Raw genomic sequence first — 17,854 nt, 5'->3', positions numbered from 1 at the left:
CCCGCACAGGGCCGGAGGCCACGCGGTCCCGGTGCGTGGCGGGGCGCCGCGGTCCGGCAGCCGCCCGCGCCCCCGGCCGGGGCGGTGGGGCGACGGCCGCGCGACCGAGGGCGGCCGGGGGCCGCGCTGTGGGGAGGGGTCAGGGGATGCGGACGGCGGTGCCGGTGACGGTGACCCGGGGGTCGTCCGCACGCAGCCCGACCTCCAGCAGCGCGGGCCGGCCCAGGTCGTGCCCCTGGTGGAGGGTGAGGGTGACCGGCGCGGTGACGAGGCCCAGTTCACGGGCGTACGCGCCGAAGGCGGCGGCCGCCGCGCCGGTCGCCGGGTCCTCCACCACCCCGCCGACCGGGAACGGGTCGCGGACGTGGAAGACGGTCTCCGACTCCCGCCACACCAGCTGGACCGTGGTCAGGTCCAGACCCCGCATGAAGTCCGCCAGCCGGTCGAAGTCGTAGTCGAGGTCGGCCAGTCGCTCCCGGGTGCCGGCCGCCAGGACCAGATGGCGGGCGCCGGCGTAGGCGATCCGCGGCGGGAGGGCCGGGTCGAGATCCGCGGCGGACCAGCCCAGCGCCGCCAGCGCCTCGGTGACGTCCGGCCCGGCGGCCTCGGACACCCGGGGCTCGACGCTGGTCAGCGTCGCCCGCAGGGCACCGCCGTCCGCACGCACCTCCACCGGCACGGTGCCCGCCGGGGTGGCGAAGGTGAAGACGCCGGGGCCCGTACGCTCGGCGAGGGCGACCGCGGTGGCCACGGTGGCGTGCCCGCAGAACGACACCTCGGCGAGCGGGCTGAAGTACCGCAGGGTGAAGGCCCGGCCCGGCTCGCCCAGCCCCTCGGGAGGCGCCGTCAGGAAGGCGGTCTCCGAGTAACCGACGTCGGCGGCCACGGCCAGCCGCGCCGTGTCGTCGAGCCCGGCCGCGTCCAGGACGACCCCGGCGGGGTTGCCGCCCTCGGGATCGTCGGAGAAAGCCGTGTACCGCAGCACCTCGGGCGCGCCCGGCCCGTCGTCCGTGATCGTCATGCCCGGTGAACCGGCCGTCCGGGCGGGTTATTCCGGCCCGGCCCCGGCCCGGCACCGCCCCGGGCCCTGTCCAGCGCGGTCCGGCACCGCCCCGGGCCCATCGCACTCGGTCCGGCACTGTGCCGGGCGCCGGGCAGGCCTCGGGTCAGGGCTCGGGCCGGGTCCCGCCCGGGCCCCTGCCCCGCCCGGTCCGGCACCGCCGGGCCCAGGTCCTGCCCGGGCTCAGGTCCTGCCCGGGCTCGGGTCCCCGGGTCGGGCGGGGGCCGGGCCGCCCGGCCCGGGTGGCCATGGTCCGGTCGCCCCGGGGTCGGGCCCGTCCTGCTCCCGGCCGCCCCTGTTCCGGGCGCCGCGGCCCCGGCCGTGTCAGGTTTCGGCCAGTCACTTCCGTTGCCTGCCGCCCCGATGGCCCCGGCCGCCCCCTGCTGCCGCTGTTCCGGCCGCCCTTTGCTCCTGGTCAGGTGGCCGGATCCGCCCGCCTCCCGGTCACCGTGCCCCCGGCCGCTCCCGCCACGGATCACCCCCGCCACCGATCGCCCGTGGCGGCGCCGGCCGGGGGCCCGCTCGCCCGTGACCGGCCCTCCGCCCAGCTCCCCGGGCACGGAACCGCGCGCGCCGAAACCCCTCGGCTCGGCCCCCGCCCCCGGCCCCGGGCACGGCCGCCCGGCCCCGGAGCCTGATACCCGGCCACCACGGCCACCGTCCCGGCCGCGGGGGACCGCCCCGGCCAGCCACGGGACCGCCCTGGGCCCCTGGGACCGTCCCGGCCCTCCGCGCTCAGCCGCGGCCGATGTACGGCATCGCCGTCGCCATCACCGTGGCGAACTGGACGTTCGCCTCCAGCGGGAGCGAGGCCATGTGGCGGACCGTGCGGGCCACGTCCGCCGCGTCCATCACCGGCTCGGCCCGCACCTGTCCGTCGGCCTGCAGGATCCCGGCGCTCATCCGCTCGGTCATCTCGGTCGCCGCGTTCCCCACGTCGATCTGCCCGCAGGCGATGGAGTACCGGCGCCCGTCCAGGGAGAGGGACTTGGTCAGGCCGGTCATGGCGTGCTTGGTGGCGGTGTAGGCGATGCTGTGCGGCCGGGGCACGTGGGCCGAGACCGAGCCGTTGTTGATGATGCGCCCGCCCTGCGGCCGCTGCGCCCTCATCAGGCGGAACGCGGCCTGAGCACAGAGGAAGGCGCCGGTGAGGTTGGTGTCCACCACCGTCCGCCAGTCCTCGTACGCCAGCTCCTCCACCGGCACCGCGGGCCCGAAGGTCCCCGCGTTGTTGAACAGCAGGTCCAGCCGGCCGAAGTGGTCCCGTACCGCGGCGAAGAGCCCGTCCACCTCCTCCGGCCGCGTCACGTCCGTCCGGACCGTCAGCGCACTGCCACCGGCCAGCCGCGCGGTGCCGGCCAGCGCGTCCGCGCGGCGGCCGGCGAGCACCAGCGACCAGCCGGCCTCGGCGAGTTCGAGCGCCACCGCCCGGCCGATCCCGGAGCCCGCGCCCGTCACCAGCGCCACCTTGGACCCCACCGGGCGCCCCCGCCCGGGCCCGCCGGAACCCGTGAGATCCCCGCTGCCCACCGGGCCCCCGGACGCCTCGCGGTCCGCCGGGCCCCCGGACCCGGCACGGTCCGCGGACGCGCCGGAACCCTCACCGGCCACCGGCCCGCCGGACCCCGCACGGCCTCCCGCGTCGCCCGGGTCCGCAGGGCCTCCCGTACCCCCGGCACCCGCCGGCACCGCCGCTTCCTCCGCCGCCCCGCTGCTCCCGTTCATGGCTCCGCAGCGTACGGGACACGATCGAACACCGGGAGATTGCGCCGAATGCCCCATCCGGATGCTGCGCTCACCTGAGCGACATATATGTGACGTGCACGGGTCGGTACATCGCCGCTCCGCTCCACTCCAATTCCTCTGGCACACCACGTCAGAGGAAGGCACGGGACAGATGGCACACGAAGCCGACGCACACGCAACCCACCACGAGCAGCTCCGCTCCGCCGCGGCCGGAATCGGCCGGCGGCGGTTCCTCACCGTCACCTCGGCGGCAGCCGCGCTCGCCTTCACCACCAACCTGCCGTCCGCCCACGCCGCCGAGGTGGCACCGGCCTCGGTGAAGGAGGACCCGTTCACCCTGGGCGTGGCCTCCGGCGACCCGCAGCCGGACTCGGTGCTGCTGTGGACCCGCCTGGCACCCCGCCCGTACGAGCCCGGCAACGGCATGTCCGCCACCGGGGCCGTCCCGGTCCGCTGGGAGATCGCCCGCGACGACCGCTTCCACCGGGTGGCCCGCCGCGGCACCGTGAAGGCGTACGCCGAGTTCAACCACACCGTGCACGTCGAGGCGCACGGGCTGGACGCGGACCGGGTGTACTGGTACCGCTTCCGCGTCGGCCGGTGGACCAGCCCGGTGGGCCGCACCCGGACCGCGCCCGCCCACGGCATACGGGTCAACGACGCCCGGTTCGGCCTGCTGTCCTGCCAGGCGTACCACGACGGCTACTTCACCGCGCTGGGCCACCTCGCCGAGGAGGACCTGGACGCGGTCTTCCACGTGGGCGACTACCAGTACGAGTACGCGGTGAACGCGGTCGGCGGCGCCCGCAACTACACCGACCGCACGCTGCCCGACGTGTTCAACCGGGAGACCGTCACCCTGGAGGACTACCGGCTGCGGTACGCCCTGTACAAGTCCGACCCGGACCTCCAGGCCGCGCACGCCGCCTTCCCCTGGTTCGTCACCTGGGACGACCACGAGACGGAGAACAACTACGCGGGCGGCATCCCGGAGAAGGACCAGGACCCCCAGGAGTTCCTGATCCGCCGCGCCGCCGCCTACCGCGCCTACTGGGAGAACATGCCGCTGCGCATGCCGCAGCTCCCCGAGGGCCCGGACATGAAGCTCTACCGCCGCGCCCACTACGGGCGGCTGGCGCAGTTCGACATCCTCGACACCCGCCAGTACCGCTCGGACCAGGCGTACGGCGACGGCTGGCAGTACCCCGGCCCGGACTCCGAGGACCCCTCGCGCACCATGATCGGCGCCTCCCAGGAGCGCTGGCTGCTCGACGGGTTCCGCCGCTCCCGCGCCACCTGGAACGTGCTGCCGCAGCAGGTCACCTTCTCGCGCCGGAAGAACACCACGGCGGACCGCTCCAAGCTCTCCATGGACTCCTGGGACGGCTACCCGGCCTCCCGCGAGCGAGTCCTGGCGGGTGTGGAGCAGGCCGGTCTGGAGAACTTCGTGGTGCTCACCGGTGACGTGCACGTCGCCTACGCGATGGACATCAAGCGGAACTTCGACGACCCCGGCTCCCGCACGGTCGGCGTGGAGTTCGTCGGCACCTCCGTCAGCAGCGGCAAGGACGGTTCCGACAAGCCGTCCAACTGGGCCACGTACATGGCGGCCAACCCGCACATGAAGTTCTACAACGGCCGCCGCGGCTACACCACGATCACCCTCGACGGACGGCAGGCGCGGGCCGACTACAAGACGGTCTCGCACGTCACCTCGCCCGGCGGCACGCTGAGCACCGCGGCGTCCTTCGTCACCGAGGCCGGCAACCCCGGGCTGCACCAGGCCTGACCGGCACCCGCCACCCGGCCCGGCCGCCGTCCGCCCCGGACCGCGCCGCCGGGCCGGTCCTGCCCCACGCCGCCCGGCCCGGGCCCGGTGCTCGCCCGGTACGGGGTCGCGCACCGGGTCCGGGACGGCTCCCGGACCTGCACCGGTACGCCCCTGCCTGGTGCGTCGGGGCCCCTGAGAACATGGGGCCGACCCCGACGACCAGCCCCCTGGGAGCGCTGTATGGCGGAATCCGCCCACCCCGCGTCCACCGACGACGGGACATCCGGAGCGGCCGGCACCACCGGTCCCACCGGACCGGCCGGCACCCCCGGCACCACCCCGGCCGCCGATACCCCCGGCGCCACCACCACGGCCACCCTCACCGACTCCACCGCCACCACCACCGTCACGGACCCGGGCCCCGCGCGGTCCACGGCCACCGCCACCGGCCCCGCGCGTACCACCGCCACCGTCACGGACCCGGACCCCACCGCCACCGGCGCCGGGACCACCCGCACCCCGTCCGCCACCGACGGTCCCGCCGCCGCGGGCACCGGGGGAACCACCGGTGCGTCGGGCGACGCCGCACCGGGGATCCCGCCCGCGGGGCGGGTCAAGGGGACCGCCGCCCAGCGCCGGACCGGCCTGCTCACCACCTTCGTGCTCGGCGGGCTCACCGCGCTGCCCCCGCTCTCCATGGACATGTACCTCCCGGCGCTGCCGGAGGTCACCGACGCCCTGCACAGCCGGGCCGCCACGGTCCAGCTCACCCTCACCGCCTGCATCGCCGGCATGGCCATCGGGCAGCTGCTGGTCGGCCCGATGAGCGACCGGTGGGGGCGCCGCCGGCCGCTGCTCGCCGGCATGGTGGTCTACGTCCTGGCCACGATCGTCTGCGCGTTCGCCACCACGGCCGAACTCCTCGTGGTCTTCCGTACGGTCCAGGGGCTGGCCGGCGCGGCGGGCATCGTGATCGCCCGTGCCGTGGTCCGGGACCTGTACGAGGGGGTGGAGATGATCCGGTTCTTCTCCACCCTGATGCTGATCTCCGGCACCGCGCCGATCGCCGCTCCGCTGATCGGCGGCCAGGTGCTGCGGATCACCGACTGGCGGGGCGTGTTCGTCGTCCTCGCCGTCGTCGGCGTCCTGCTGACCGTGCTGGTCTGGCGGCGCCTGGACGAGACGCTGCCGCCGGAGCGCCGGCACGGCGGCGGGCTCGGCGACACGCTGCGCACCATCCGCGGCCTGCTGGCCGAACGGGTCTTCACCGGCTACCTGCTCTCCGGCGCGTTCGCCTTCGCCGCGCTCTTCGCGTACGTCGCCGGCTCGTCGTTCGTGATCCAGGAGATCTACGGGGCCTCGCCGCAGACCTTCAGCCTGCTGTTCGGCATCAACTCCGTGGGTCTGGTCGGCATGGGGCAGCTCAACGGCAAGGTGCTGGTCGGCCGGGTCGATCCGGACAAGGTGATCGCGGTCGGCCTGGTGACCGTCACCCTCGCCGCCGGCGTGCTGGTGGTGCTGGCCTCGGGGCTCTTCGGCAAGGCCCCGCTGGCGGCGATGGCCGCCGGACTGTTCGTGCTGATGTCCGCGATGGGGCTGATCTTCTCCAACACCAACGCCCAGGCGCTCCAGCGCGCCGGGCACGCCGCCGGGTCCGCCTCCGCGCTGCTGGGCACCAGCTCCTTCCTGGTCGGTGCCGCGGCCTCGCCGCTGGTGGGCATCGCCGGGGAGCGGACCGCGGTGCCGATGACCCTGGTCCAGCTGGGGTGCGCGCTCGCCGCGGTCGCCTGCTTCGTGGGGCTGTGCCGTCCCTGGCGGCGGACCCGGACGGCCCGGTGACGCACCCGGCCCCGGACGGGGACGCCCCGGCGCCGGGCCCCGAGGGGAACGGCCCGGTGCCGGACCCGGCCGGAGTGGCGGCGGGCCCGGCCGGCCCGGCGGCCCACCCGGCCCGGGAGCTGGTGCGGGGGGTGGCCGCGCTGACCGAGGGCGACCGGCCGTGGTGCGCGGGCGCGGTGGTCACCGCCGGGCGGGGCGGCCGGACCCTGGTCGAGGCGGCGGCCGGCTGGGCGGTGCGGTACGCCCGGTACGACCCGGAGACCGACCGGGGGGTGGAGCTGCCGCCCGCCGAACGGGTGCCCGCCCGCCTCGGCACCGTCTTCGACCTCGCCTCGCTGACCAAGCTGTTCACCGCCGTGGTCGCGGTGCGGTGCGTCCAGGACGGCGCCCTCGACCTCGACGGACGGGTGGCGGCGTACGCCCCGGAGTTCCACGCGGCCGGGGCCCACCGGATCACCGTCCGCCAGCTGCTCACCCACACCTCCGGCCTCCGGCCCGAGCTGCCGCTGTACGACTGCCCGGACCGCGCCGCGCGGTGGGAGGCGATCCGCGCCGAGGAGCCCCGCCGCGCGCCGGGCACCGAGCGCCGGTACTCGGACCTGAACCTGCTGGTCCTCCAGGGCGTGCTGGAGAAGATCACCGGCCACCCGCTGGACCGGCTCGTCCACGACCTGGTCACCGGCCCGCTGGGCATGCGGGACACCTGTTTCCGCCCGCCGCCCGCGCTGTACCCGCGCATCGCCGCGACCGAGGACCAGCGCCGCCCGTGGGCCAAGGTGGACCGCGGCATGCTCCGCGGCCGGGTGCACGACGAGAACGCGCACGCGCTGGGCGGCGTCGCCGGGCACGCCGGGCTGTTCGCCACCGCCGGCGACCTGGCCCGGCTGTGCCGGGCGCTGCTCGGCGGCGGCGCGTACCGGGGCGTGCGGATCCTCCGGCCGGAGTCGGTGGACCTGCTGCTGGCCGCGCCCGGGCTCGGCTTCGAGGTGGACCAGCCGTGGTTCATGGGGGAGCTGGCGGGGCGCGGCGCCGCCGGGCACACCGGCTTCACCGGGACCGCTCTGGTGATCGACCGGGCGACCGACGCGTACCTGGTGCTGCTGGCCAACACCGTCCATCCGCGGCGGCGGCCCGGCGACAGCGCCCCGCGCGCGGCCGCCGCCACGGCGCTGGCGCGGCTGGTACGCGACGGCTGACCCGCGGGCGGCCCCCGGCTCCGCGGGAACGGTGACGGACCGCGGCCGCGGCGCGGACGGACCGGGCGGGTACGGGCGGCCCGGTGCGCCGGGCCGGGACGGGCGCCGGTGGGCCCGACCCCCTGGCCCGGGCGGGAACGGCCCCGGCCCGGCCGGCTCCGGCTCCGGCTCCGGTGGGACCGGATCCGGAGCCGGCGGGACCGGCCCCCCGACCCGGCAGGAACGGGCCCGGCGGTACGGCCCCGCGGCCCCGGGCCGTACCGGAACCCACCTCCGCGCGAACGCCGCCCGGCGGCCCGGCGCGGTGGCCCCGACCTGGGCGGGAGCCGCCCGGGCGGCACCGTACCGGCCCCCCGGCGGGGACGGCACCGGCGCTGGGAGCCGGGTAGCATGCTCCGGATGCACGCCCCCGAATCCGTACCCGCCGGCGAGGCCCTGCGCACCGCGCTGGCGCGGCTGCTGGACGGTCTGCCGCCCACCCGGGCCGCACAGGCCGTGGACCGTCTGATCAGCAACTACCGCGGGCGGACCCCGACCGACGCCCCGGTGCTGCGGGACCGCTCCGACGTCGCCGCCTACGCCGCGTACCGGATGCCCGCCACCTACGAGGCGGTCCGGGCGGCACTGGCCGCCTTCCGGGCGCGGGCGCCGCACTGGGTCCCCGCCTCCCACCTCGACGTGGGCGGCGGCACCGGCGCGGCGAGCTGGGCGGTCGCCGACGCCTGGGACGGCGAGGCGCCGCCGGAGGGCGAGCGGGGGACCACGGTGCTGGACTGGTCGCAGGCGGCGCTGTCGCTGGGCCGGGAACTGGCCGGGACCTCCGGCGACCCGGTGCTGCGCGCTGCGCGGTGGCGGCGCGAGGTGATCGGCGGCGGGCTGCGGCTGGACCCGGTGGACCTGGTGACCATCTCCTACGTGCTGGGCGAGCTGACCGCCGCCGACCGGGAGGCCGTGGTGGACCGGGCGGCGCTCGCGGCCGCCGCGGTGGTGATCGTCGAACCCGGCACGCCCGAGGGCTACCTGCGGATCCGGGAGGCCCGGGACCGGCTGGTGGCCGCCGGGCTGCGCGTGGTGGCGCCCTGCCCGCACAGCGGCGCCTGCCCGATCGAGCCGGGCACCGACTGGTGCCACTTCGCGGCCCGGGTCACCCGCTCCTCCCTGCACCGGCAGGTCAAGGGCGGCTCACTGCCGTACGAGGACGAGAAGTTCGGCTACGTGGCGGCGGTCCGGGACACCGTGCCGGCGGACGGGCCGGCCGCCGGCCGGGTGGTGCGCAAGCCCCAGCTCCGCAAGGGCATGGTCGCGCTGGACCTGTGCACCGCGGAGGAGGGGCTGCGCCGGGAGACGGTCACGAAGCGGCACGGTCGGTTCTACCGTGCCGCCCGTGACACCGGCTGGGGGGACGAGTGGCCGCCCCCGCCGGAGGGGAGCGACTGAGGCGGCGCCTGCCGCGTCAGCGCAGTTCCTGGGTGCAGCACTTCACGCTGCCACCCGACTTGAGCAGTTCACCCAGGTCCATGCCGATCGGCTCGTAGCCGCGCTGCCGCAGCGGTTCGAACAGACCGACCGCCGCCTGTGGCAGCAGGACGTGGTGTCCGTCGCTCACCGCGTTGAGGCCGAGCGCCTCGGCGTCCGCCCGCTCGGCGATGATCGCGTCGGGGAAGAGCCGTTCCAGGACGGCACGGCTGCCCGGCGAGAACGCCTCCGGGTAGTACATGACGTCCGCGTCCGTGGAGTCGTCCAGGACGCACAGCGCGGTGTCCAGGTGGTAGAAGCGCGGGTTGACCAGGTCGAGCCCGATCACCGGCCGGCCGAAGAACTCCTGCGCCTCGGGGTGGGAGAGCGGGCTGCTGCGGAAGCCGCGGCCGGCCAGGATCCACGACGCGGTGACCGCGAAGTCGCCCTCGCCCTCGTTGATGTGCTCGGGCTCGTGCACGTCCTGGTAGCCGTGGGCGCGGAACCACGCCCGGTGCACCGCCGCCTCGGCGGTCCGCTCGGGGTGGGCGAAGCGCGCGCCCAGCACCCGGCCGTCGATCACCGTGGCGCCGTTGGCGGCGAACACCATGTCCGGCAGGTCCGGGTGGGGTTCGAGCTCCTCGACGGTGTGCCCGAGGGCCCGGTAGCGGTCCCGCAGCTGCTCCCACTGGGTGAGGGCGAGCGGCAGGTCCACCGGCTTGGCCGGGTCCATCCACGGGTTGATGGAGTAGGTGACCTTGAAGTGGGTCGGTGGACACATCAGGTACCGGCGCGGGGTGGCGCGCCGCGGTGAGGTACGCAAGGACAAGGTTGGCTCCCCACGGTGGTGTCGAGCGTGGACGCGATCGCCGTCCGCGCCTGCACATGATCCACCCTGAGGAGCCGCCGAAGGTAGTCGGCGGAGCGAATCCGCTTGCCCGATGTCCCGGTTCCACCTGGGAGTTAGGGGTGTTCCGGGGTCCGTACGGTGGTCCTCCGCCCCCGCTCCGGCGGTCCTCGTCCGCCACGCCGGCACATGCCACCGGCCCGGGCGGGCCGCGCACACCGGGTCCGGAGGGCGGGGAGTACGGGAGCCGGGCGCGGGGCGGTGCGCGCACGGGACGTGCCGGGCGGCGGGGACGGGCGCGCGTGCGGGGCGTGCCGACGGGTACGGCGTGCGACCCGGGAGCGCGGTCCGTGCCGGTACGCGCCTACGCGTCCATCGCTCTCCGAGACGATACGTCTCGCCTTGTGCGGTTGGTAGATTCGCCGGCATGGCCCACAAGACAGCACCCGACGCCGGCCGCCGCAGCGAGCGGTCCCGCCGCGCCACCCTGGAGGCCGCCCTCGAACTGGTCGGCGAGGTCGGGTACCCCAAGCTCACCATCGAGGCGATCGCCGCCCGTGCCGGCGTCGGCAAGCAGACCATCTACCGCTGGTGGCCCTCGAAGGCCGCGGTCCTCCTGGACGCCTTCGCGGCCCTGGGGGAGCAGGCCGCCGCCGAGGCCGGCGAGAGCGAGATCCCCGACACCGGGGACCTGGAGGCGGACCTGAAGCTGGTGGTGCGCGCCACGGTCGACGAGCTGACCTCCCCCCGGTACGACGTGCCGGCCCGGGCGCTCGCCGCCGAGGGGGTGGTCAACCCCGAACTCGGCGCCGAGTTCGTCTCCCGCCTGCTGGAACCGTCGCTCCAGCTCTACGTCAGGAGGCTCCGCGCGGCCCAGGAGGCCGGCCAGGCCGCGCCGCACCTCGACCCCCGGGTCGCCCTGGAACTCCTGGTCGGCCCGATCACCCACCGCTGGCTGCTGCGCACCCTGCCGCTGAGCCACGCGTACGCCGACACGCTGGTGGAGACGGCGCTGCACGGCATCGCGCCGCGCTGAGCCTGCCGTGCCGGGCGGGTGCCGTGTCCGGGCGTGCCGGGCCCGGGCCGGGTCCGTCCGCGTCGGGCCGGGCCCGGGCCAGGTCCGTCCGTGTCCGTCGTTGCCGGGCGGACCCGCACCGAACTGCGGCCGCCGCGCCGGTCAGGCCGGCCCGGCGGGTGCCCCGGCCGGTCAGGCCGACTCCGCGGGTGCCGGCCGACCGCCCGCGCCGGGGCGGGCCGCCACATCCCGGACACCGGGCCCGGCCGTATGCCGGACACCGGCCCCGCCGTGCCGCCGGCGGCCGGGACCGGACGCTCCCCGGACACCGGACGGCGGGAACCGGCCCCGGCCGCATTCCGGACGGCCCGGGCCGGACGGCGTGCGGCCGGAGCGTGCCCGGCGCGGCCATGACGGCGACCGGCGGAGATCTTGAGACCATATACGGAACGCTGAGCCGGAGAATCCGGTTATGCCGGGTACGGGTCCCCGCGGACGGGGGTGGCGGCGGACCCCGGATGCGGACAGCGGCCACCGCAGGAGCAGGATGGTGGCAGCATTGAGCGGGTAGCGGGTCAGTCGCACCACAGCCACGACAGCCGTGATAGCGAGGCGATAGATGGAACGCAAGGGCAGGTTCTCCCAGTGGCTGCGCCGTCCCAGGAGCGGAACGGGCGGCGACGCGGACACGGGAGCGGGCGCGGCCGGCGCACGCGAGGATCTGCTCCTGGCCGCCGCGGCGGCCGGATTCCCGCTCGCCCCCGCCGCGTACCCGTCCGGCTACGGCTGTTCGTGCGACCGGATCGGCTGTCCCACCCCCGCCCGACACCCGGTCTCCTTCGCCTGGCAGACCCAGGCCACCACCGACCCCGAGAAGGTCCGGCAGTGGCTGCGGGCGCAGCCCGAGGCCAACTTCATCACCGCCACCGGCATCGCCCACGACGTGCTCGACGTCCCCGCCGACGCGGGCCGCCTGGCACTGGAGCGGCTGGGCGAGGCCGGGGTGGAGGTGGGCCCGGTCGCCACCTCCAGCGCCGACCTCCAGCAGAGCCGCATGCTGTTCTTCACCGCCACCCGGGGCACGCCCGAGGACGAGGACGAGTGGTGGCCGTGCGAGCTGGACTGCCACCCCGAGACCATGGACGAGCACCCCGGGCTGCGCTGGCACTGCCGGGCCAGCTACGTCCTGGTGCCGCCGGCCCGGCTGCCCGGTGACGGCCGTGTCGCGTGGCTGCTGGGCCCCGAACGCCCGCTGCCGGACCCGCTGACCCTGCTGGAGACCCTCACCGACGCCTGCGCCCGGTTCGCCGGGAGCGAGCAGGAGCACCACACCGCCGCCTGGCCGATGGGCAACTGAGCCCGCCACCGCCCGCGCGGTCGTGCCGCCGCGGCGGGGCGACGGCGACGGACCAGGGCCTGCGGGCCCCGGACCGGACGCGGGCCACCGGCTGCGTACCGGCCCCGGACCGGACGGCAGCCACGGACCGGACGCGGGTCACGGCGCCGGAACCGCGCACCGTACGGCGATCGACCGTACGGCGACCGAACCGTACGGAGATCAGGCGCCGGGCGGCGGTCAGGACCCGGGCGGCGGCCACGGACCCGGGCGGCGGCCACGGACCCGTGGGCCACCGGCCCGGACAGGAGCCATGAGCCCGGCGGCGGCCGGGACCGGACAGGTCCCGGGACCGGACGACGGCGCGGACCGGACGACGGGCACCGGTCGCGCGGGTGCCGCCGACCGGGCGGGGGTCACGTTCTCGCGCGGGTCACTCGCCCTTGGCGGCCGTCACGCCCTCCATCCGGTTGACGAAGACCACCCGCGGATCGGCCGCGTCCCGCGCCGGGATCCTCACCGCCGACTCCGCCAGCCGGGTCAGCGTCACCGCCTTCTTCGCCTCGCCCTTGAGCAGCGGCTTCACCTCGGGCGCGGGCTCCGGCCGCACCCCCTTGGCCATGGTCTGCTTCTCCCGGTGGTGGGAGCTGAAGAACACCAGCGCGCCGCCGTCCTTGGTCCGCAGCCCCACCGGTGCGTACCGGGGGCCCTCCGCCGGGGTGTCGATGTACTCGGTCCAGAACTTCGGCGTCCGCAGGAACTGCTTGCGGTGGTCGCGCAGCCGGGTGGTGGAGGGGCCCTCCGCGAAGGGGCCCTCGCCGGTCATCAGATAGCTGGTGTACGCCTTGCTCAGCGCGGCGGGGGCGACCGCCAGCCGGCCGGCCCGCCCGGTCGGCACCGCCTCGGCCCAGCCGTCCTCGTCGGTCGCGAAGAGCGGCACCTCGTCCCGGCTGAGGATCGACAGGTACGCCACCCGCCACCGCTCCTCGGCCCCGTCGCGGGAGAACACCAGCAGCCAGCGGGTCCCGCTGTCCGGCGCCTCCCGGTTGCTGCGCACATCGGCTACGAAGAACTTCGGCCAGCCCACCTGCTTGGGGATGTGGTAGCGCGCGTCGGACAGCTCCAGCGGCGGGAACCCCGGGTTGCCACTCGCGTTGCGGGCGCGCTGGGCGGTGAGGTCGGCGGTGAAGATCTCCTCCAGCGGGCCGGTCTCCACCCGGCGCAGCAGGTCCGGGTCCAGCTCGCGGTAGGCGGTGTTGTACGTGTCCACGAACCGCTTCAGCGCCCCCGGCGCCTCGGACCTGGCCACCGAGGGTATGTTCTCGCGCTCGCCGTGCACCGTCACGCACCCGGTCAGCGTCGGGGCCAGGAACAGCAGCGCGGCGGCTGCCACTGCCGTCACGGACCGACGGGGTGACCTGCGTGTCATGGGGCTCCGGCTCCTTCGGGGCTGCTGTGGTCGGCGCAACCCTACCGGGGAGCCGCCCAACCCCTGCGCGGAGAGGGCCGCTGAGCGGCCGTCCGCCCCGGTGCGCTCCGGTCCGCCGGGGCCTGCCGGGGCCCGCCGTGTCCCCGGGGCCAGCCGGGCCTGCCGGCCCGCCGGGACGGCAAGGCCGGGCGCGGCGGGCCGGGTCCGCCGTGTCCGTCGGGGTCCAGCCGGGTCCGTCGGCCGGTGGGGACGTCCTCCGGCACGTGCCCGGCGGCACGTGCCCGGCCGGACGCGCCGGTAGGAGTGGCCGGCCGCCGGTCCGATCCGCCGGACCGGACCGTACCCGGCCGCGCACCGGCCCGCCGGGAACCGCTGGCCGGGTGCCGGGTCCGCCCGGGGGCCATGCCCCGGGTTCCGGGCGTGCCCGGCAGGAGGTGTGCCGGTCGGCGCGCCCGGCCGCCGTGGGCCGGACCGGGCGTGCCCGCCGGTCCGCGCGGGCCCGGTCGCGCGGGCCCGGTCGCGCGGGCCCGGTCCATCGCCTCCGCCCGGCCGGCCCGGCCGAGGCGATGGACCGGGCGTCGCCGGTCGGTCGGACGCCCCGGACGGTCCGGCCCTCCCCCGGCCAACCCGCGCGCCGTGTCCCGCCCCGGGAGCGGCAGTTGTGGCCCTACCGCCGAAGCCGTCGCCCCTGCCGTGCCGTTGGGAGCCGTCACCCCTGCCGCGTACCCCCCGGGGCCCGGGGTGGCCCACCGCCCGCGCCGCGCGACCGTGGCCGGACGGGACGGGACGGGCCGTGCCGCCGGGGCCGGTGGCACGGCCCGGCCGCGATGGGCGGACCGGCGGTCCTCAGTCGCGGTGGGGCAGGACCAGCGGCCCTCCGGTGCGCGGGTGGCGCAGCACCTCCACCGGCTGCCGGTAGACGGCGGAGAGCAGACCCGGCTCCAGGACCCGCGCCGGCGGCCCGTCGGCGGCCACCCGGCCGTGCCGCAGCACCGCGATCCGGTCCGCGTACGCGGCGGCCAGCCCCAGGTCGTGCAGCACCACCACGACCGCGTCCCCGGCCGCCGCCCGCTCCCGGCAGACCCGCAGTGCCAGTTCCTGGTGGCGCAGGTCCAGCGCGGCGGTCGGCTCGTCGAGCAGCAGCAGCGGTGCCCGCTGGGCGAGCACCCTGGCCAGCGCGACCCGGGCGCGTTCGCCGCCGGAGAGCGCGCCGAACGGACGTGCCGCGAGCGCCGCCACCTCGGTGCGGGCCATCGCCTCCCGCACCACCGGCTCGTCCTCGTCCGCGGCGGGCAGGCCCGCCCACGGCGCGCGCCCCATCCGCACCACCTCCTCGGCGGTGAAGGGGAAGGAGAGCACCGCGGTCTGGGGAAGCACCGCCCGGCGCAGTGCCAGCTCCCGGGGCGTCCAGCCGGCGACCGGCCGGCCGGCCACGCGCACCTCGCCGGCGGTGGCGGGCAGGTCGGCGGCGAGCGCGGCGAGCAGGGTGGACTTGCCGGCGCCGTTGGGGCCGACCAGGGCCAGCACCTGACCGGTGACGACCTGAAGACCGACTCCGGACAGCACCGTCCGGCCGCCCAGCCGCACCTCCAGGCCGGCTGCCTCCGCGTACACCGTCCCCGGTCCGGGCGGGGCCGGCGGCAGGGGGGCGCGGGTACCGGTCAGGCCCCGGGGGAAGGTGCGGATCACGCCCAGCCTCCTTGCCGGCGGCGGGTCCGCCGTAGCAGCCAGAAGAAGAACGGGCTGCCGACCAGCGCGGTCAGCACCCCCAGCGGCAGTTCAGCGGGGCGCGCCACGGTCCGCGCCGCCAGGTCGGCGACCACCAGCACCAGCGCGCCGCCCGCCGCGCCGGCCGGGATCAGGAAGCGGTGACCGGGTCCGGCGGCCATCCGCAGCACATGCGGCACCACCAGCCCCACGAAGCCGATCACCCCGGCGACCGCGACCGCCGCGGCGGTGAGCAGCGCGACCAGCACCACCACCGCCAGCCGGAGCCGTTCGACGTGGACCCCCAGATGCCGGGCGGGCCGCTCGCCGAGCGCCAGCAGGTCCATCCGGCGCGCGTACCGGGGCGCGAGCAACAGCCCGGCCACCGCGCACGGCAGCACCGCCAGCACCTTCGGCCAGGTCGCCTGGGCGAGCGAACCGAGCTGCCAGAAGGTGATCTGGGACAGCTCCGCGCTGTCCGCGAAGAAGATGAACAGGCCGATCAGCGCGCCGGCGAAGGCGTTCACCGCGATCCCGGTGAGGATCAGCGTCACCACCTCGGTCCGGCCGTCCGCCCGGGAGAGCAGATAGACGACCGAGACGGTGAGCAGTCCGGCGGTGAACGCGCACAGGGTCACCGTCCAGTTCCCGAAGGCGTCCAGCCCCAGCGCGATCGCGCCGGCCGCGCCCACCGCGGCCCCGGAGGAGACCCCGATCACCCCCGGTTCGGCGAGCGGGTTGCCGAACACGCCCTGCATCAGGGTGCCGGCGCAGCCCAGCGCCGCCCCCACCAGCAGCGCCAGCACCACCCGGGGCAGCCGTACGTCCCACAGCACGCTCTCCGGCACCCGCTCCAGCGCCGCGCCGCCCAGTCCGGCCCGGTGCCGCAGTGAGGCGAGCACATCGCCGAGCGGGATGTCGTACGCGCCGATGCTCGCCGACAGCAGCGTGGCGACGAGCAGCCCGGCGGCCAGCCCGGCGGAGAGCGGCACGGTCCGGGACGCACGGCGGCGACCGGACCCGGCGGCGCCCTCGGCGGTGCCCTCGGTCGTGCCCTCGGCGGTGTCCGAGTACCGGAGGTCCGGGTGCGGGCCGTCCGGGTGCGGGGCGTCCGGGTCCGGGCCGTCCGGAGGTGATCCGGTGTCCGCCCCGGCGTCCAGCTGTGGTCGGGCGTCCGGGTCCGGGGGGTCCGGCGGCGGTACGGCATCCGGCCCGGTGAGCGGCCCGGCGTCCGGCACGGGGTGTGATGCGGTGGCCGGTTCGATGGCCGGTTCGGTGGTCGGCGCGGGGTGCGGTGCGGCGTCCGGCCCGGTGAGCGGCCGGGCGTTCGGTCCGACCGGGGCCGGGTGCGGTTCCGGGCGCGGCGGGGCGGTGCTCATGCCGCGTCCCGGGCCGTGCCGGAGGTCCCGTACAGCTGCTCCACCACGGTGGCCAGCACCTGATCGGTGCGCGGCCCGTAGTTGAGGAGGACCCCGTCGTCCACCGTGACCACCCGGCGGTCCATCCCGGCCGGGGTCTGGGCCACCCCGGGCACCTTCAGCAGGCCGTCCACGCCGCCCACCGAGTCCAGTCCCTTCGCCATCACCAGGATCGCGTCGGGCGCGGCCGCGGCGAGTGCCTCGCTGGTGAGCGGGGTGAAGTCCTTCTCCAGCCCGGAGTCGGCGCCCGCGTCCACCGCCCCGGCGGCCTCCAGCAGCGAGGTGGCGCCGGAGTCGGCGCCGCCGAGCAGGTAGACCGAGGCCGAGCCGCGCAGATAGAGGAAGGCCACCCGCGGCCGGCCGGCGTGCCGGGGGATGGCGGCGCGGACCTTCGCCAGCCGCTGCCGGGTGCGGTCCGCGAGCCGGTCCCCGGCCCCCTCCACGCCCAGCGCCGCCGCCACCGTCTCGATCCGCGGCCCGACGTCGGAGAGGTTCTTCACCGGGTCCAGGACGACGAGCGGCACCCCCGCGTCCCGGATCTGCGCGATCGCCTCCCGCGGTCCGTTGACTGACTCGGCGAGCACCAGCGTGGGCCGCAGCGAGAGCACGCTCTCCGCCGACACGTCGTGGGCCCGGGTCACCAGCGGCAGGGCCCGGGCCTGTTCGAAGGTCGCGGTGGTGTCCCGGCCGACGACCCGGCCGCCCAGCCCCAGGGTGAACACCACCTCGGACAGGGCGCCGGTCAGCGGCACCACCCGGTCGGCGGAGGTCACCGTCACGGTCCGCCCGTCGGCGGAGCGCACCGTCGCGGGCAGCTTCGGGGCGGGGGTGCCGGTGAGGGGCTCCACCCGGTCCGGCGTCCGTGCGGCCCGGCGCTCCGTGTCCTGGTCGCGGCCGGCCCCGTCGCCGCAGCCGGCCGCGGTGAGCAGCACCGCCAACGCGGTCATGAGCGCGGCCGGCGGACGGGCGGCCCGGCGTCGCGGCCTCCGGCGCACGCCGGCCGGATCCGGCCCGGCCACCACCGTCCGGGCCGCC

General features: G+C 76.8%; 13 protein-coding genes. 6 read left to right on the top strand and 7 right to left on the bottom strand.

Annotated elements, in window-relative coordinates:
• Positions 1-139: 139 nt before the first annotated feature.
• Both IHE55_RS07055 and IHE55_RS07050 read right to left on the bottom strand, forming a co-directional pair.
• Positions 140-1,021, bottom strand: coding sequence for a PhzF family phenazine biosynthesis protein (locus tag IHE55_RS07055; protein WP_197988246.1), 882 nt, complete (start codon positions 1,019-1,021; stop codon positions 140-142).
• 774 nt (positions 1,022-1,795) lie between these two features.
• Entirely contained in the window at positions 1,796-2,539 is a 744-nt protein-coding gene (locus IHE55_RS07050) for an SDR family oxidoreductase (RefSeq protein WP_307826541.1), read from the bottom strand.
• A 418-nt stretch (positions 2,540-2,957) separates the two neighbouring features.
• Here IHE55_RS07050 and IHE55_RS07045 point away from each other — a divergent pair, with 418 nt between their 5' ends.
• The 4 genes from IHE55_RS07045 (at position 2,958) to IHE55_RS07030 (ending at position 9,049) form a co-directional block, all read left to right on the top strand.
• On the top strand, positions 2,958-4,595 hold the full coding sequence (locus IHE55_RS07045; RefSeq protein ID WP_197988244.1) for an alkaline phosphatase D family protein: 1,638 nt from the start codon (positions 2,958-2,960) through the stop codon (positions 4,593-4,595).
• A 222-nt stretch (positions 4,596-4,817) separates the two neighbouring features.
• Positions 4,818-6,416, top strand: a complete 1,599-nt coding sequence (locus tag IHE55_RS07040; RefSeq protein ID WP_307826540.1) for a multidrug effflux MFS transporter — start codon at positions 4,818-4,820, stop codon at positions 6,414-6,416.
• 131 nt (positions 6,417-6,547) lie between these two features.
• On the top strand, positions 6,548-7,612 hold the full coding sequence (locus tag IHE55_RS07035) for a serine hydrolase domain-containing protein (RefSeq protein ID WP_197991836.1): 1,065 nt from the start codon (positions 6,548-6,550) through the stop codon (positions 7,610-7,612).
• A 399-nt stretch (positions 7,613-8,011) separates the two neighbouring features.
• Complete coding sequence (locus IHE55_RS07030) at positions 8,012-9,049, top strand: small ribosomal subunit Rsm22 family protein (protein ID WP_197988243.1); 1,038 nt, start codon at positions 8,012-8,014, stop codon at positions 9,047-9,049.
• Between the two features lie 16 nt (positions 9,050-9,065).
• On the opposite strand, the gene ddaH is transcribed toward IHE55_RS07030, so the two are convergent.
• The gene (gene ddaH, locus IHE55_RS07025) at positions 9,066-9,848 is read right to left on the bottom strand and encodes a dimethylargininase (RefSeq protein WP_197991835.1); all 783 of its coding nucleotides are present in this window, start codon (positions 9,846-9,848) and stop codon (positions 9,066-9,068) included.
• Between the two features lie 493 nt (positions 9,849-10,341).
• Between ddaH and IHE55_RS07020 the strand changes: the two genes are divergently transcribed.
• Together IHE55_RS07020 and IHE55_RS07015 are read left to right on the top strand one after the other, a co-directional pair.
• On the top strand, positions 10,342-10,950 hold the full coding sequence (locus IHE55_RS07020) for a TetR/AcrR family transcriptional regulator (protein ID WP_197988242.1): 609 nt from the start codon (positions 10,342-10,344) through the stop codon (positions 10,948-10,950).
• Positions 10,951-11,548: 598 nt separating this feature from the next.
• Complete coding sequence (locus IHE55_RS07015; protein WP_197988241.1) at positions 11,549-12,286, top strand: bifunctional DNA primase/polymerase; 738 nt, start codon at positions 11,549-11,551, stop codon at positions 12,284-12,286.
• A 412-nt stretch (positions 12,287-12,698) separates the two neighbouring features.
• Here the strand turns inward: IHE55_RS07015 and IHE55_RS07010 are convergent, their stop codons facing one another.
• The 4 genes from IHE55_RS07010 to IHE55_RS06995 form a co-directional block, all read right to left on the bottom strand.
• The gene (locus IHE55_RS07010; RefSeq protein ID WP_232265481.1) at positions 12,699-13,694 is read right to left on the bottom strand and encodes an SCO2278 family lipoprotein; all 996 of its coding nucleotides are present in this window, start codon (positions 13,692-13,694) and stop codon (positions 12,699-12,701) included.
• A gap of 846 nt (positions 13,695-14,540) precedes the next feature.
• Complete coding sequence (locus IHE55_RS07005; RefSeq protein WP_372442756.1) at positions 14,541-15,380, bottom strand: heme ABC transporter ATP-binding protein; 840 nt, start codon at positions 15,378-15,380, stop codon at positions 14,541-14,543.
• Entirely contained in the window at positions 15,380-16,393 is a 1,014-nt protein-coding gene (locus IHE55_RS07000; protein ID WP_197991833.1) for a FecCD family ABC transporter permease, read from the bottom strand. The genes IHE55_RS07005 and IHE55_RS07000 overlap by 1 nt, the downstream gene beginning before the upstream one ends.
• 383 nt (positions 16,394-16,776) lie before the next feature.
• Positions 16,777-17,766: a heme/hemin ABC transporter substrate-binding protein gene (locus IHE55_RS06995; protein WP_197988240.1), complete on the bottom strand. Its 990-nt coding sequence runs from the start codon at positions 17,764-17,766 to the stop codon at positions 16,777-16,779.
• Positions 17,767-17,854 lie beyond the last annotated feature (88 nt).

Origin of the sequence: Streptomyces pactum, assembly GCF_016031615.1 — a bacterium.
GTDB classification, from domain to species: Bacteria; Actinomycetota; Actinomycetes; order Streptomycetales; family Streptomycetaceae; genus Streptomyces; species Streptomyces pactus.
Note: the sequence above shows the minus strand (reverse complement) of the source record. Positions and strands in the feature narration are given on the sequence as shown.

Coding starts and splice junctions, on each gene's coding strand:
- IHE55_RS06995 (WP_197988240.1), bottom strand. CDS start 17,766: ATGACCGCGTTGGCGGTGCTGCTCACCGCGGCCGGCTGCGGCGACGGG.
- IHE55_RS07015 (WP_197988241.1), top strand. CDS start 11,549: ATGGAACGCAAGGGCAGGTTCTCCCAGTGGCTGCGCCGTCCCAGGAGC.
- IHE55_RS07010 (WP_232265481.1), bottom strand. CDS start 13,694: ATGACACGCAGGTCACCCCGTCGGTCCGTGACGGCAGTGGCAGCCGCC.
- IHE55_RS07040 (WP_307826540.1), top strand. CDS start 4,818: ATGGCGGAATCCGCCCACCCCGCGTCCACCGACGACGGGACATCCGGA.
- ddaH (WP_197991835.1), bottom strand. CDS start 9,848: ATGTGTCCACCGACCCACTTCAAGGTCACCTACTCCATCAACCCGTGG.
- IHE55_RS07030 (WP_197988243.1), top strand. CDS start 8,012: ATGCACGCCCCCGAATCCGTACCCGCCGGCGAGGCCCTGCGCACCGCG.
- IHE55_RS07020 (WP_197988242.1), top strand. CDS start 10,342: ATGGCCCACAAGACAGCACCCGACGCCGGCCGCCGCAGCGAGCGGTCC.
- IHE55_RS07055 (WP_197988246.1), bottom strand. CDS start 1,021: ATGACGATCACGGACGACGGGCCGGGCGCGCCCGAGGTGCTGCGGTAC.
- IHE55_RS07045 (WP_197988244.1), top strand. CDS start 2,958: ATGGCACACGAAGCCGACGCACACGCAACCCACCACGAGCAGCTCCGC.